The following is a 13,502-nucleotide window of genomic DNA, read 5'->3' on the forward strand; positions in this document are numbered from 1 at the left end:
TCCTCAGCCCAGGACGTCGTGGCGGACGATGGTCTGCTCGCGGCCCGGCCCGACCCCGATACAGGAGATCCGGGCGCCCGAGAGCTCCTCCAGCCGCAGCACATAGGCCTGGGCGTTGGCGGGCAGTTCCTCGAAGGTCCGCGCGCCGGAGATGTCCTCCCACCAGCCGGGCATCTCCTCGAAGATCGGCTTGGCGTGATGGAAGCCGGTCTGGGTGGTCGGCATCTGCTCGACCCGTTCGCCGTCCACCTCGTAGGCCACGCAGATCGGCACCCGGTCCAGGCTCGACAGCACGTCGAGTTTGGTGAGGAAGTAGTCGGTGATGCCGTTGACCCGGGTCGCGTAGCGGGCGATGACCGCGTCGAACCAGCCGCAGCGGCGCGCCCGGCCGGTGGTGACGCCGACTTCGCCGCCGGTCTTGGCCAGATAGGCGCCCGATTCGTCGAACAGTTCGGTCGGGAAGGGCCCGGAGCCGACCCGGGTGGTGTAGCACTTCAGGATGCCCAGCACCGTACCGATCTGGTTGGGTCCGATTCCCGCGCCCACCGCGGCGCCGCCGGCGGTCGGGTTGGACGAGGTGACGTAGGGGTAGGTCCCGTGGTCCACGTCCAGCAGGGTGCCCTGCGACCCCTCCAGGAGCACGGTCTCACCGCGTTCGAGGGCCAGGTTCAGTTCCAGCCGGGTATCGCTGATGCGGTGCGCGAATCGTTCGGCCTGGCCGAGCACCTCCTCGACCACCTGCTGGGGGTCCAGGGCGCGCCGGTTGTAGATCTTGACCAGCACCTGGTTCTTGAACTCGAGAGCGGCCTCGACCTTCTGCGTGAGGATCTTCTCGTCCAGTACATCGGCGACCCGGACCCCGACCCGCGCGACCTTGTCCTGATAGCAGGGGCCGATACCGCGACCGGTGGTGCCGATCTTGTTGTTGCCGAGGAACCGTTCGGTGACCTTATCGATGGCCACGTGATACGGCATGATCAGATGCGCGTCGGCGGAGAGCAGCAGACCCGAGGTGTCGACATCGCGATCCTCGAGCCCGGCGAGTTCGTCGAGCAATACGCCGGGGTCGACGACCACACCGTTGCCGATGACGTTCTTGACGCCGGGGGTCAGGATGCCGGACGGAATGAGGTGCAGCGCGAAGTTGTCGCCGTTGGGTAGCACCACGGTATGGCCGGCGTTGTTACCGCCCTGGTACCGCACTACCCACTGCACGCGGCCCCCGAGTAGATCGGTGGCTTTGCCCTTGCCCTCGTCACCCCACTGGGCTCCGATGAGGACGATTGCCGGCATGGTCGTGTCTCCTACGATTCGACGCGCAACACGCAAGTGCTGCAGCTACCTGCCGTAATGCGGAGGAAGCCGGGAGCACAGTCTAGCCGAGACCGCGCGGGCGCCGGGGAACGGTCGCCGGGGCCGGGCCGTTGCGCGGGTCGCCACCGGGCACCCCTTACACTCATGGGTGACCGGTCCGAGGGAGGGTGTTGGGCGTTTGAGTACCCAGGTTCTCCGCTGTGCCGACGCACCGGTACCCATCGCCCTTGCCGCGCAGCCCACCGCGCAGACCGGGGCAATACCGGACACCGGGCTGATCGACGAGCTCCTGCCGGTGCTGGCGGCCGACAGCCTGCCGCGTCTGATCGTGCTGGGCGGCGATGCGGCGCTGGCCGCTGTGCTCACCCATCTGATGCGCACCGAGCGGTTGCACGTGGAAGTCGGCTACGTACCCCTGGAGCGGACCTACGCCGCCCAGGCCTATGACCTCGAGACCGGAAACGCCGCCGCGAAACGGGCACTCGAGGGTTCGGCCACCGAGACCCCGCTGGTGCGCGACGACACCGGCACCGTCCTGGTGGGCCGCGCCAAGATCACCGGGCCGGAGGGCGGCCAGCTGACCGGTGAGGCCTATGTCGACGACACCCGCCTGTTCTCCGGCACCATCCGGGCCATGTTCGTCACCCCCACACTGGAGCTGCCGGGAGTCCGGGCGAGTTATCCGCGCCGGTTCCGGCGCCGGCGCTGGACCCCCGGGCGCGCCGCGCAGCTCGGCACGCCGGGTGCGGTGATCAACCGCGACGGTATCCAGAGCGACCGGGTGGTGCCGCGGTCGACGTTCTACCGGCATCACGAACCATGGCTGCTGGTCCGCTGATGCGGTGCCGCCGAGTGCTCGTGGGTACGCGGCCGTGACCCCCGGTGTCCCGGCCCTGCGGCGCGGTGCGATACGCCCCAGTCCGGTGTTCCTTCTGGTCGTGGCGCTCGCGGTGGCCGGCGGCGTGCTCGCCTGGGATGCGGATCTCGATTCGGTCCGGGCCAAGGCCGGCGTTTTCGTGCTGGTGGTATTCGGCTGGGTGGTGAGCCTGTGCCTGCACGAGTTCGCACACGCCTATATCGCCTGGCGGGCCGGGGACCGCGAGGTGGAACTGCGCGGCTACCTGACCTTGAATCCGCTCAAATACAGTCATCCGCTGCTGTCGATCGTGCTGCCGATGGTTTTCATCGCGCTCGGTGGTATCGGGCTGCCGGGCGGTGCGGTCTATGTGCACACCCATCAGGTGCCACCCCGTACGCAGCGGTTGATCAGTGTGGCGGGCCCGGCCGTGAACGCGGTGTGCGCGGTGGTGCTGCTGCTGGTCGTGCGACTCTTCGGCAGCGCGCAGGAGCATCCGGCGTTCTGGTTCGGGCTCAGCTTCCTGGCCTTCCTGCAGGTGACCGCGACTCTGCTGAACCTGCTGCCCATCCCGGGCCTGGACGGCTACGGCGTGATGGAGCCGTCCCTGAGTTACCAGACCCGGCGCGGGCTCGAACAGTTCAAACCCTTCGGCATGCTCATCCTGTTCGCCCTGCTGTTCACCCCGGCGATCAACCAGGTCTTCTTCGACGCCGTGTACGCGCTCTACGACCTGTCCGGGGTATCGGAGCAGTGGTCGCGCTACGGCGGATATCTGACGAGGTTCTGGGCGTAGCCCGATCCGAGAGGGCCCGCCCGGCGCGGCGCCGGCCGGACGGGCCCGGATTCCCCGCCCGGGCCGGCGTCCGGGTATCCGAAACATTCGGCGCTGGTGCGCCGTCCGTCGGCGACGCGGCGCACGGGAGGGGTCCCACCGAACCGGCTGTGGGCCGGTTCGGTCACGTTTCACATTAGTGCAGTCCGGCTACCGTGGGCACAGGTGGTCGACTACTCGAATACCCGCTGTGGCCGGGCGCCGAGGCGTGCGGGTTCCGCGATCGCGGGCCCGGCCGGTGCCGGCAACCCGGTAGCGAACAATGTCGCGAATCCGGAGCCTAACCGACCGTGTCGGCGGGCCGATTCGTCGGTGTCACATAGGGATTGGGTACGGTGGGCGGGAGCAGCGCCAACGCGGAAACGCGCTGCACCCCGCACACCTGCAGCAGGTCTACCAGCGTCGACCGGATCTGGGCGAAGACCACATGCGCCGACAGACCGGCCCCCGCAACCAGTTCCGGGCGCGCCTGTTTGGCCACCGAGCGCAGCACGCGGGCGGCCTCCGCGCGGTCGGGTTGTTCACCCGGATCGGTGAGGATCATGCGCCGGACCACCTCGACCGCGGCGGCCAGCTGCTCCACTTCCTCGATCAGGCCCGGATTGAGGATCTCGTCGTCGCGTACCAGGGTCAGCGAGCGGCGCAGGAGCACCCGGGTGTTGCGGACCGCGTTGTCCAGTGGATCGGCCGCGGCGCGCAAGCGCTCCAAGCGGCCGCGCGAATTCCAGTACAGCGGAGAAATACGGCTCACCTCGCGGCCGCCCTCGAGCGATTTGCGCAGCGAATCCAATTGCGCCTGGGTGGCCCGGACCGCGGTGAGCGCGGTGTGCACTTTGCCGGGATCCTGTTCGAGCAGTCCGTGCGCGCCGTCGGTGAGTGATTTCGCCATCACGCCCAGAATCGCCGCCGCCTGCTCCCGGGCCCGGCGCACCGGATGCAACGGCAGCGCCGCGACGACCACCACGCCGACCAGCCCCCCGATCAGCGCGTCCACCATGCGCGACAGGCCGGCGCCGGTGTCCGGCGGCATCAGGGTGGCCACCAGCACGGCCGAACCCGAGGCCTGGATACCGATGATGGCGCCGCCGTCGAGGAACACCGCCAGTGCCATGGCCACCGCCACCACCAAGGCGATCTGCCAGACTCCGGTGCCCACCCGCGAGATGAACAGATCGCCGACGCCGATACCTACCGCGACCCCGACCACCAGTTCCAGCGAGCGGCGCAGCCGCGCGCCGAAGGCGGTGCCGATGGACACCACCGCGGCGGTCGGCGCGAAGAAGGGCAGCGCGTGGCCGACCACGTCCTTGGCGAGGAACCAGGCCAGCGCCGCCGCCAGTGAGCACTGCAGAATCGGGATGGCCGAGAGGCGGAGCCGCTTCCAGGACCGCCGCATCCGGTCGGCGCCCCTGGTCCGGGCCCGGCCTACCGGGGATTTCGGGTCGATCAATGCTCCGGGTTCGTTCAGCCCAGACCCAGTTCGCCGGCCGCTCGCGGATCGCAATCCTCGAGCAGGTCCAGGCAGCGGGCGTATTCGTCGGATTCCCCCACGGCCTTGGCCGCCTTGGCCAGGGCCGCGACACTGCGCAGGAAGCCGCGGTTCGGTTCGTGCTCCCACGGGACCGGGCCGAAGCCCTTCCAGCCATTGCGGCGCAGCAGGTCCAACCCACGGTGGTAGCCGGTACGGGCGAACGCGTAGGCGGCGACGACATCGTGGTTGACCGGCTCCGTGGCGTCGGCCGCACGCTCCAGCGCGGCTTCGGCCAGGGCCGCCCAGGCGATCGAGGCGGCGGGATTATCGGCCGCGACGCGCACCGGATCGGTGCCGGCGTCGAGCGCGTCCTCCGCGTCGTGTAGTTCAGGAAGGAGTACCGGTTGCGGGCCGAGCAGATCACCGAACGAGGTCATGGGCTTCATTGTGCACGGGTATCGGGAATGCTCGATAGGCTGGCCATCTACGTCACATTCTGTTAGCCAGCAACGAGGGGTATAGGTGTCGCACCCGACCGACGACAAGGAACCGATCCGCTCCGAATCCGACACCGGCGGCGAGCCCCGCGCGGGTTCTTCCGCCGAGGAGAAGCCGCAGACGTCCGACACCGGATCGCAGTCGGCGCGGGCAGCGGATGCGGCGGCGACCTCGGCGTCCGGCGGGGAGGCGACCGGAAAAACGGCGGCAGCCGGTGCAGCGCGCCCGGACGAGAAGGCCGGTGCGCCGACCGAGGCGCTGGAACGTACCTCTCAGGAATCGGCGGACGATGACGCGCAGGCCGAGGACGCCCCGTCGGTGGCGGCCACGGAGTCCGGCGTTCCGGCGGCGGAGCAGGCCGGAGTCCCGGACGGCTCGGACGGTGAGCCCGCGGAAGCGCCGACTCGGGGCTCGGATGCGGATACCGAGGCCGCGGTGCCGGTCGCGGGGAGCGGGGCCGGGCCGGGCGAGGAGACCGCGCCGGGTGCGGACGCCGGATCGGACGAGCCGGCGCGCGCCGCGGATGGTCCGTCCACCGAAGCGGCTCCTGCCGAGGAAACCGGCGCGCAGGCGCCTTCGGCGGAACCGGACCAGTCCGCGGCCGACAGCGGACCCGGCGGCGATTCCGGGCAAACCGGTGCCGGCTCTCCCGACGACGTGACCGTCGAGGTTCCGGCGGCATCGGCCGAGGCGGATGCGGAAGAGGTGTCCGGCGCGGCGGCAACGGCTTCCGAGGAGAGCGGTGACGTACCAGCGGGCGCGGACGCTTCCGCCGACGAGGCCGAGCAGACCACCGGGGCCACGGCGGCGCAAGCCGGAGCCGTAGCGGCAGCGGCCACGGAAACCGCTGCCGACAGTGCGGATTCGGCCGGTGGTACGTCCACGTTTTCGGATCCCGACGCCGGTCTCGCCGAACCCGGCGGCAGCGCGGCGGAGGCATCGGCCGCATCCGCCGGAGATGCGGAGGAGACTGCCGCCGCGACCGGTGACGCCGAGGCGGTGACCGCCGGGACTGCCGAATCGGCCGGTGACGCGGAGGCGGTTACCGCTGGGACCGCCGCCTCGACCGGTGACGCCGAGACGGTCACCGTTGGGACTGCCGACGTCGAAACAGCCGCTGCCGAGACGGCCGAATCGGCCGGCCTCGGAGAGGATGCCACCGCCGAGATCACCGTGAGCGGCACCGAGCCGGACGCCGATGCGGCGGGAGAGACCGCGGACGAGGCGGCCGGAGCCGGGCCGGACGAGGGCGCCACCGCCGCGGAAAAAGAGCCTGCCGGAGCCGCGGATACCGATGCGGTGACCGAAGGCGACGACGCCGCGACCGCCGATCCCACGGTCGAACTGGAGGCGCCGGCCGGCACCGAGGCGAAGACAGTGGTGATCCCCCGGCCGCAGCGGCCGGAGGAAGCACCGACCGAATCCATTTCGGTGCGCAAACCGGACCCGAACGCCACCGAGCGCATCGATATGAGCCAGGTGCGCAGCCCCGGCCGTCCGGGAACGAAACAACCGGGCGGCCCGCAGGGCCCGGCCGGCACCGACCGGGTCGGGCCGGGTACGGCGGGGCCGCTGTCGAAACCGCCGAACACACCGCGTCCGCAGTCGGGCCCGAAGCGGCCCGGCCCGCAGGCGCCGAGCCGCCCGGACCAATCCGCACCACAGCGGCCGGGCGGACCGGCGCCCGCGCCGCAGGGTGCCGGCGGGTCGCCGGGCGCACCGCGTCCGGCCGGGGGTCCCGGTCGGCCGCAGGCCGGGCAGCGCCCGGCCGGTGCGCCGTCACCGGCCGATATCAAACCGACTGTGGCCGAACACCGGGTCGCGCAGGCGCCGCAGTACGGCGCCCCCGGGCAGATCGCGCAACCGCAGCGGGTGGAGCCGGCGGCCGCGCCGGCGGGTTCCGCGGGTAACCGGAAGTGGTTGATCGCCGCGGGTGCGGCCGTGGTGGTCGTGATCGCGCTGATCGCGATCGTGGCCGGCATCGGTTCCGGTGACGATTCCCCGCAGGCCCGGATCCGTACGGCCATCGGCGATTACACCGGCGCGCTGGAGAGTGGCGATCTGGCCGGCCTGCGCGATATCACCTGCGGCGGTCTGCACGACTACTACCAGGGATTGTCGGAGGAGCAGTTCGCCGCGGTGCACCGGCAGGCCGTCGACGGGGGCAGTATTCCCAACGTGACCGGCGTCGACGCCGTGCAGATCACCGATCGGACCGCACTGGCCCAGGTGACCGTGCAGACGGAAGCGGATTCGGAGCAGACCACCCGGACCTTCGATCTGCGGGAGACCGACGACGGCTGGAAGGTTTGCGATCCGCCGGCGGGCACTCCGTAACCGGCTGCGCCACGCGGTGACCGGCGCACCGGGCGGGACCGTCGCCGGGCCGGCGGCAGCGGCGATCTCGGGCGGGGCCTGCCCTTCCCGCCCGGGCCGGTCACCTGCGCGTTGAATCGACACCCGTTCGTGCGGCCCGTCCTGGATCGCCGTGCGAACGGGTGGGTGGGCGAAACAAAGGTCTTTCGCAATCGGCGACTCCGCGTGAGGATGGTGGTATCACCTCGCTCCAAGGACTTTCGCCATGAGAACTCGAAGAACACTGGCCCGCCTCGTGATCGCCGGATGTGCGCTGTCGGTGCTCGCCGCCGCCCCGGCCGCCGCCGATACCCCGCTGTCGTCGAATCGGAGCCAGGATTCCCATCCACTGCCCGCCGACCGGGCCGAAGCCGAACCCGAAAAGGACGGGCAGGCCTACTACATCGATTGCGCGCATGCGCGCCGGGAATCCGACACCCCGTTGCTGGGTGGTCAGCCCGGTTACTCGCGGCAACTCGACGCCGACGGTGACGGCGTGGCCTGCGAGGTGGGGGAGTACTGAGAATCCATGCCGAGTGGCCGGCCGGGTGGCCGAACCGCCCGGTATCCCTCGGCCCGGGTATCGGTTACGCTGGCCGCTCGTCGAACACTCCGGGGTATGTGGAGGTGCGCATGGTTATGAAATCCGCTGGTCGATTCGCCGCGGTGGCGGCGCTGTGCACCGGAATGCTGCTGCTCGGGGCGTGTGCGGACAATGAGGGCAGCGCGGTTCCCGCGGCCCCGGCCGTCGCGTCGTCGCAGCCGGAGAGCCCGCAGGAACGCAACCTCCGGGTACGTGACGAACTGGCCCGGCTGGGTTGCGATACCAATTCCTGTATCCAGACCTATTTCGCCTGTGAGGACGGGCTGCTCTCCGGGCAGGTGTGCGAGTTCTACCGCACGCATCCGCTGAATTGACAACCGACCAGTCCAGTTGCGTAACTGGACTGGCCGATCCGCGGTGACTGTCGCTAGCGGCCCGGGGTCAGGCCGCGTCCCGTTCCCGGTACGAGCGGACAGCCTCCAGGTCGCGGTGCATCCGCTCGAGTTCGTAGCGGTTCGCCGCGTCCTCGGTGACGGAACCGAGTGGTCGGTACCTATCCAGTAGTTCGGCGATCCGGGATTCGTGTACGACGTAGTCGTATGCGATGAAGCCGAAAGTTCCCACTCCCACGAGTGCCACAAAGAGTGTCATACGTTTAGCATCCGACAACTGGACTTGCTGCGAAAGATCCAATTGCTTAATACTGGACCCTATGGCGACACGGGTGATCGGCGCGACGGGTCTGGCTCGCGATCTGGGGCACTGGCGTAGTGCCGACGCGCCGGCCGACGGCGGCGCCCGCAAATCGGCCCGGCCCGCCTACCTCGCGCTGGCCGAGGGGATCCGGCTGTTGATCCACGACGGGCGCGCCCCGCTCGGGATCGCCCTGCCCAGTGAACGCGATCTGGCCGCCACCCTCGGTGTCAGCCGCACCACGGTCACCTCCACCTACGCGCTGCTGCGCGAACACGGCTATCTCATCACCCGCCAGGGCTCGCGCAGCACCGTCGCGCTGCCGCCGGCCATCGCGCACGACGGCACCCGGGCCGCCCGCGGCATCATCGCCACCATGTCCACCGGCGCCGCGCCGGCCGTGGACCTGACCTACGCGGCGATGACCGCGCCGCCGGAGATGGAAGAGGCGTACGCCGTCGCGCTGCAGGGCATCCCGTCGTATCTGGGTACCCACGGCATGGATCCGGTGGGCATCCTGCCGTTGCGGGAAGCCCTGGCCCGCCGCTACACCGAACGCGGTCTGCCCACCGGCGCCGACCAGATCCTGGTGACCCTCGGCGCCCAGCACGGACTCCGGCTGCTGCTGAACGTACTGGCGCCGACCGCGGGCCGGGTTCTCATCGACCATCCCACCTACCCCAACGCCATCGAAGCCATCCGGGATGTGGGCGCGCGCCCGGTCCCGGTTCCGCTGCGCCTGGAGGATCCGGCGGCCGCCTGGGACCTCGACGGACTGCGCAGCGCCGCCCGGCAGACCGCCGCCTCGCTGGCCTACCTCGTACCCGACCACAACAATCCCACCGGCTTCCTGATGGACGACACGGCCCGCGCCGAACTGGCCGCCATCGCCCGGGACACCCGGATGACGCTGATCATCGACGAGTCCATGGCCGATCTGTCCCTGGGCGCACAGGCGCCGGTATCGCCGGTCGCCGCGTTCGCGAAGGGACCGGAGGTCGTCACCATCGGCTCGGCCTCCAAATCCTTCTGGGGCGGTCTGCGCGTGGGCTGGATCCGCACCTCGGAATCCCTGATCACCCGGTTGCTCGGTATCCGCGCGACCGTCGACCTGGGTACCCCGGTGATGGATCAGCTGGCCGCGGTCCACCTGCTGGAGCACGCCGACCCGATTCTCGAGCGTCGGCGCGCGCAGTTGCGCAGCCAGCGGGAGACATTGCTCGCCGCCATGGCCGAGGAACTACCCGGCTGGTACGTGCTTCCCGGGGTCGGCGGGATGTCGGTGTGGGCGCAGCTGCCCACGCCGGTGTCGACGGCGCTGGCCGCCACCGCGCCGAATCACGGAGTGCTGCTGGCGGCGGGCCCCCGATTCGGGGTCCAGGGGGCGTTCGAACGTTTCCTGCGGTTGCCTTACACGAGCCCCGAACCCGAGCTGCGGCGCGCGGTGACGGCCATCGCGACGGCCTACGCGACGCTGGGACCGCAGGCCGGTGATTCGCTCCAGCCGCTCACCTGCTACTGAAACCCGGCGGGCTCAAATCTTTTCGGTCAGCGCGGCGGCGGCACGGGCGATGGCGAGTTCCTCGTTCGTCGGCACCACCAGGACATCCACCTTCGCGTCCGGCGGGGAGATCCGCCGCGCGGTCCGCTCCGGCGCCGTATTGCGGTCGCGGTCCACCGCGATCCCGAACGCGGACAGGCCGGCCAGCGCGTCGGCGCGCACGTCCGGGTTGTTCTCGCCGACGCCGGCCGTGAAGGTGATCGCGTCGACTCCACCGAGTTCGATCAGATAGGCGCCGAGGTAGTGGCGGAGGCGGTGCACGTAGACGTCGTAGGCCAGCCGGGCCGCCTCGTCGCCTTCGCCGATGAGCCGCCGCAACTCCCGGAAATCGTTCACCCCCGCCATACCCCGTAGGCCAGAACGACGGTTGAGCAGGCGGTCGATACCGTTGACGTCCAACTGCGCGGTGCGCATGAGATGCAGGATGATGCCGGGATCCAGGTCTCCGGGGCGCGTCCCCATCACCAGGCCCTCCAGCGGCGTCAGCCCCATGCTGGTGTCCACCGGGCGTCCGCCCCGCAACGCCGAGACGGACGCGCCGTTGCCGAGATGGAACACGATCTGTTTCAGCGATTCGGCCGGCCGGCCCAGGAATTCGGCGACGCAACCGGATACGTACTCGTGCGAGGTGCCGTGGAAGCCGTACCGGCGGATACCGTGCGCGGCCGCGACCTGCGCGTCGATCGCGTAGGTCTTGGCGGCGTCGGGCAGCCCGTGGAAGAACGCGGTGTCGAACACCGCGACCTGCGGGACCTCGGGCAGTAGGGTGCGTACCGCCTCGATCCCGCGTACGTTCGCCGGATTGTGCAGCGGCGCCAGCGCCGACAACTCGTCGATGGTGGCCAGCACCCGGTCGTCGACGAGCGTGGGCCGGTAGAACACTTCGCCGCCGTGGACGACCCGGTGCCCGACCGCGGTCACGCCCGCCCCTGCCAGATCGTGCCCCGTTTCGGCGAACTTCTCGAACGCGAGCCGCAACCCGGCCGTGTGGTCGGGAATGGTGACCTGGTCGGAAAGGGTCCGGCCGTCGGTGGTGTGTTCGATCGCACCGCCGTCCTCACCGATCCGCTCCACCAGCCCGGCCGCCACCACGGTGCCCGACTTCGGCGCGACCAGTTGATATTTGATCGAGGACGAACCGGAATTGATCACCAGCACCGGATTGCCGCCCACCGCCGTCTCCTTCTCCCCGGACCGCGGCGCCGTCACCGCTGCTGCGCCTGGATAGCGGTGATGGCCACCGTGTTCACGATATCGGTGACCAGTGCGCCGCGGGAAAGGTCGTTCACCGGTTTGCGCAACCCCTGCAGCACCGGGCCGATCGCGACCGCGCCCGCGCTGCGCTGCACCGCCTTATAGGTGTTGTTGCCGGTATTGAGGTCGGGAAAGATGAAAACCGTGGCCCGGCCGGCGACCTCGGAGCCGGGGAGTTTGGCATCGGCGACGGTGGGCTCGACGGCCGCGTCGTATTGGATGGGGCCCTCGACGAGAAGTTCGGGCGCCCGCTCCCGGACCAAACCCGTCGCCACCCGGACCTTGTCCACGTCCGCGCCGCTACCGGATTCACCGGTCGAATAGGAGAGCATGGCCACCCGGGCGTCGATCCCGAACCTGGTCGCGGTCGCGGCCGAGGAGACGGCGATATCGGCGAGCTGTTCAGAACTCGGGTCGGGGACCACCGCGCAGTCACCGTAGGCCAGCACCCGGTCGGCCAGGCACATGAGGAACACACTCGACACCGTCGAGACGCCGGGCACCGTTTTGATGATCTCGAACGAGGGCCGGATCGTATGCGCGGTGGTGTGCGCCGCTCCGGACACCATGCCGTCGGCGATCCCCCGATGCACCATCATGGTGCCGAAATAGGAGATATCGGTGACGGTCTCCCGCGCCCGCTCCAGGGTCATCCCCTTGTGTTTGCGCAATTCGGTGTACTCGCGGGCGAAATCATCGAGATGTTCGGAGGTCCGCGGGTCGAGCACCTGCGCGTCGGCGATATCGACGCCCAGCTCCGCGGCCCGGGCCCGGATCGCCGTCTCGTCACCGAGGATGATCAGATCCGCGATCTTGCGCTGCAGCACCCGGCCCGCCGCGCGCAGCACCCGGTCGTCGTCGCCCTCGGGCAGCACGATCGTCTTCCGGTCGGCCCGAGCACGTTCGATGAGCTGGTATTCGAACATCTGCGGGGTCACCACGCTGGACAGCGGAACCTCCAGCCGGCGCAGGAAATCCGTGGCGTCCACGTGGGTTTCCATGAGTGCCAGCGCCGTATCCACCTTGCGCGGGTTGTGCGCCGACATCCGGCCGCGGGTGCGATGCGCCACCCCGGCGGTCTCGTAGGTCCCCAGATCCGTGGTCAGGATGGGTAATCGCGGTTTCAGCCCGGTGATCAGCCGGGCGACCGCCGGATGCGGGAGCAGCCCGCCGTTCATGATGATCCCGGCCAGCGAGGGGAAACTCTCGGCCTCGTGGGCGTTGACCACGCTGAGCAGCACATCGGAGCGGTCGCCGGGAGCGATCACCACCGCACCGTCGAAGAGACGTTCCAGAATGTGCTCCGCGGTCATCCCGCCGACCATCACCCCCAGCGCCTCCCGGTCCAGCAGTTCGGGATCGCCGCTGTACATCTCGCCGTCCAGCGCCTCGCACAACTCCGCCATGGTGGGCGCGATCAACAGCGGCACCTCCGGCAGGCTCCACGACGGCACCCCGAAGGGCGCCAGCACCTCCCGGACCAGCTCGAGCTCGCCGGGCGCGCAGCGATTGGCGACAACGGCCACCAGCTGCGCGTGTTCGGACTTCAGCTCCGCGGTGCACAGCTCCACCAGCTGCTCGACCTCCTCGGCCGACCGCCCCGCCCCCCGCACCACCAGCAACACCGGCGCCCCCAGATTCACCGCGATCCGGGCATTGAACCGCAGCTCGCTCGGACCGGCCACATCGGTGTAATCGCTGCCCACGATGACCACGGCATCACAGACCGCGGCCACCTCGTGATACCGCATGACGATCTCGGAGATAGCGGCATCCGGGTCGGCGTGCACCTGCTCGTAACCGACCCCCACCGCCTGCTGATACTCGATATCGGCGGTGCTGTGCTCGAGCAGCAGCTCGAGAATGTAATCCGGTTCGGTGGCCGAACGGGTGATCGGCCGGAACACCCCCACCCGCGCGGTGGTCGCGCACAGCATCTGCAGAACGCCGAGCGCCACGGTCGACTTACCGGTATCACCTTCCGGCGACGCGATGTACACACTGGACGCAGCTACCTCGGCCATAGCCAGAGCCTAGCTGTGTTTATTGGCGGCGCCTTCGGCGCCGCGGGGTCGAGGCCCCGAAGGTCCCGCCGTTCAGGCCTCGAGACTCGAGCCTTCG

The 13,502-nt window shown here is 69.8% G+C and carries 12 protein-coding genes; 6 read left to right on the forward strand and 6 right to left on the reverse strand.

Annotated elements, in window-relative coordinates; translation table 11 throughout:
• Positions 1-3: 3 nt before the first annotated feature.
• Positions 4-1,293, reverse strand: coding sequence for an adenylosuccinate synthase (locus tag NF4_RS04035; protein ID WP_063125941.1), 1,290 nt, complete (start codon positions 1,291-1,293; stop codon positions 4-6).
• Positions 1,294-1,492: 199 nt separating this feature from the next.
• Here NF4_RS04035 and NF4_RS04040 point away from each other — a divergent pair, with 199 nt between their 5' ends.
• The gene (locus NF4_RS04040; protein WP_063125942.1) at positions 1,493-2,152 is read left to right on the forward strand and encodes a hypothetical protein; all 660 of its coding nucleotides are present in this window, start codon (positions 1,493-1,495) and stop codon (positions 2,150-2,152) included.
• A 34-nt stretch (positions 2,153-2,186) separates the two neighbouring features.
• Complete coding sequence (locus NF4_RS04045) at positions 2,187-2,966, forward strand: site-2 protease family protein (protein WP_063125943.1); 780 nt, start codon at positions 2,187-2,189, stop codon at positions 2,964-2,966.
• A gap of 319 nt (positions 2,967-3,285) precedes the next feature.
• On the opposite strand, the gene NF4_RS04050 is transcribed toward NF4_RS04045, so the two are convergent.
• Together NF4_RS04050 and NF4_RS04055 are read right to left on the reverse strand one after the other, a co-directional pair.
• Positions 3,286-4,401 (reverse strand): FUSC family protein, encoded by a 1,116-nt coding sequence (locus NF4_RS04050; RefSeq protein WP_036515570.1) that lies wholly within the window; start codon positions 4,399-4,401, stop codon positions 3,286-3,288.
• A 68-nt stretch (positions 4,402-4,469) separates the two neighbouring features.
• Complete coding sequence (locus tag NF4_RS04055) at positions 4,470-4,913, reverse strand: DUF3151 domain-containing protein (RefSeq protein WP_030524789.1); 444 nt, start codon at positions 4,911-4,913, stop codon at positions 4,470-4,472.
• An 85-nt stretch (positions 4,914-4,998) separates the two neighbouring features.
• Between NF4_RS04055 and NF4_RS37485 the strand changes: the two genes are divergently transcribed.
• The 3 genes from NF4_RS37485 to NF4_RS04070 all read left to right on the forward strand — a co-directional run bounded on the left by NF4_RS37485 (position 4,999) and on the right by NF4_RS04070 (position 8,247).
• Positions 4,999-7,311 (forward strand): Rv0361 family membrane protein, encoded by a 2,313-nt coding sequence (locus NF4_RS37485; RefSeq protein ID WP_063125944.1) that lies wholly within the window; start codon positions 4,999-5,001, stop codon positions 7,309-7,311.
• 244 nt (positions 7,312-7,555) lie between these two features.
• Complete coding sequence (locus NF4_RS04065; protein WP_084532844.1) at positions 7,556-7,852, forward strand: excalibur calcium-binding domain-containing protein; 297 nt, start codon at positions 7,556-7,558, stop codon at positions 7,850-7,852.
• A 116-nt stretch (positions 7,853-7,968) separates the two neighbouring features.
• Positions 7,969-8,247: a hypothetical protein gene (locus NF4_RS04070; RefSeq protein ID WP_063125946.1), complete on the forward strand. Its 279-nt coding sequence runs from the start codon at positions 7,969-7,971 to the stop codon at positions 8,245-8,247.
• Positions 8,248-8,314: 67 nt separating this feature from the next.
• On the opposite strand, the gene NF4_RS04075 is transcribed toward NF4_RS04070, so the two are convergent.
• Entirely contained in the window at positions 8,315-8,524 is a 210-nt protein-coding gene (locus tag NF4_RS04075) for a hypothetical protein (RefSeq protein WP_063125947.1), read from the reverse strand.
• Between the two features lie 61 nt (positions 8,525-8,585).
• Here NF4_RS04075 and yczR point away from each other — a divergent pair, with 61 nt between their 5' ends.
• A complete protein-coding gene (gene yczR, locus NF4_RS04080) occupies positions 8,586-10,088 on the forward strand; it encodes a MocR-like transcription factor YczR (RefSeq protein ID WP_063125948.1) in 1,503 nt (500 codons plus the stop codon).
• 12 nt (positions 10,089-10,100) lie between these two features.
• Here yczR and NF4_RS04085 read toward each other — a convergent pair whose 3' ends face one another.
• Positions 10,101-11,300, reverse strand: a complete 1,200-nt coding sequence (locus NF4_RS04085; RefSeq protein ID WP_063125958.1) for an acetate/propionate family kinase — start codon at positions 11,298-11,300, stop codon at positions 10,101-10,103.
• 32 nt (positions 11,301-11,332) lie between these two features.
• Entirely contained in the window at positions 11,333-13,405 is a 2,073-nt protein-coding gene (gene pta / locus NF4_RS04090; RefSeq protein WP_063125949.1) for a phosphate acetyltransferase, read from the reverse strand.
• Positions 13,406-13,502 lie beyond the last annotated feature (97 nt).

It is taken from the genome of Nocardia fusca NBRC 14340, from assembly GCF_001618425.1.
In the GTDB taxonomy this organism is placed as follows: Bacteria; Actinomycetota; Actinomycetes; order Mycobacteriales; family Mycobacteriaceae; genus Nocardia; species Nocardia fusca.

What these genes read in the sequence shown, in the direction of transcription:
- yczR (WP_063125948.1), top strand. Translation starts at nt 8,586, where the DNA reads ATGGCGACACGGGTGATCGGCGCGACGGGTCTGGCTCGCGATCTGGGG.
- NF4_RS04055 (WP_030524789.1), bottom strand. Translation starts at nt 4,913, where the DNA reads ATGACCTCGTTCGGTGATCTGCTCGGCCCGCAACCGGTACTCCTTCCT.
- pta (WP_063125949.1), bottom strand. Translation starts at nt 13,405, where the DNA reads ATGGCCGAGGTAGCTGCGTCCAGTGTGTACATCGCGTCGCCGGAAGGT.
- NF4_RS04035 (WP_063125941.1), bottom strand. Translation starts at nt 1,293, where the DNA reads ATGCCGGCAATCGTCCTCATCGGAGCCCAGTGGGGTGACGAGGGCAAG.
- NF4_RS04050 (WP_036515570.1), bottom strand. Translation starts at nt 4,401, where the DNA reads ATGCGGCGGTCCTGGAAGCGGCTCCGCCTCTCGGCCATCCCGATTCTG.
- NF4_RS04075 (WP_063125947.1), bottom strand. Translation starts at nt 8,524, where the DNA reads ATGACACTCTTTGTGGCACTCGTGGGAGTGGGAACTTTCGGCTTCATC.
- NF4_RS04070 (WP_063125946.1), top strand. Translation starts at nt 7,969, where the DNA reads ATGAAATCCGCTGGTCGATTCGCCGCGGTGGCGGCGCTGTGCACCGGA.
- NF4_RS04065 (WP_084532844.1), top strand. Translation starts at nt 7,556, where the DNA reads ATGAGAACTCGAAGAACACTGGCCCGCCTCGTGATCGCCGGATGTGCG.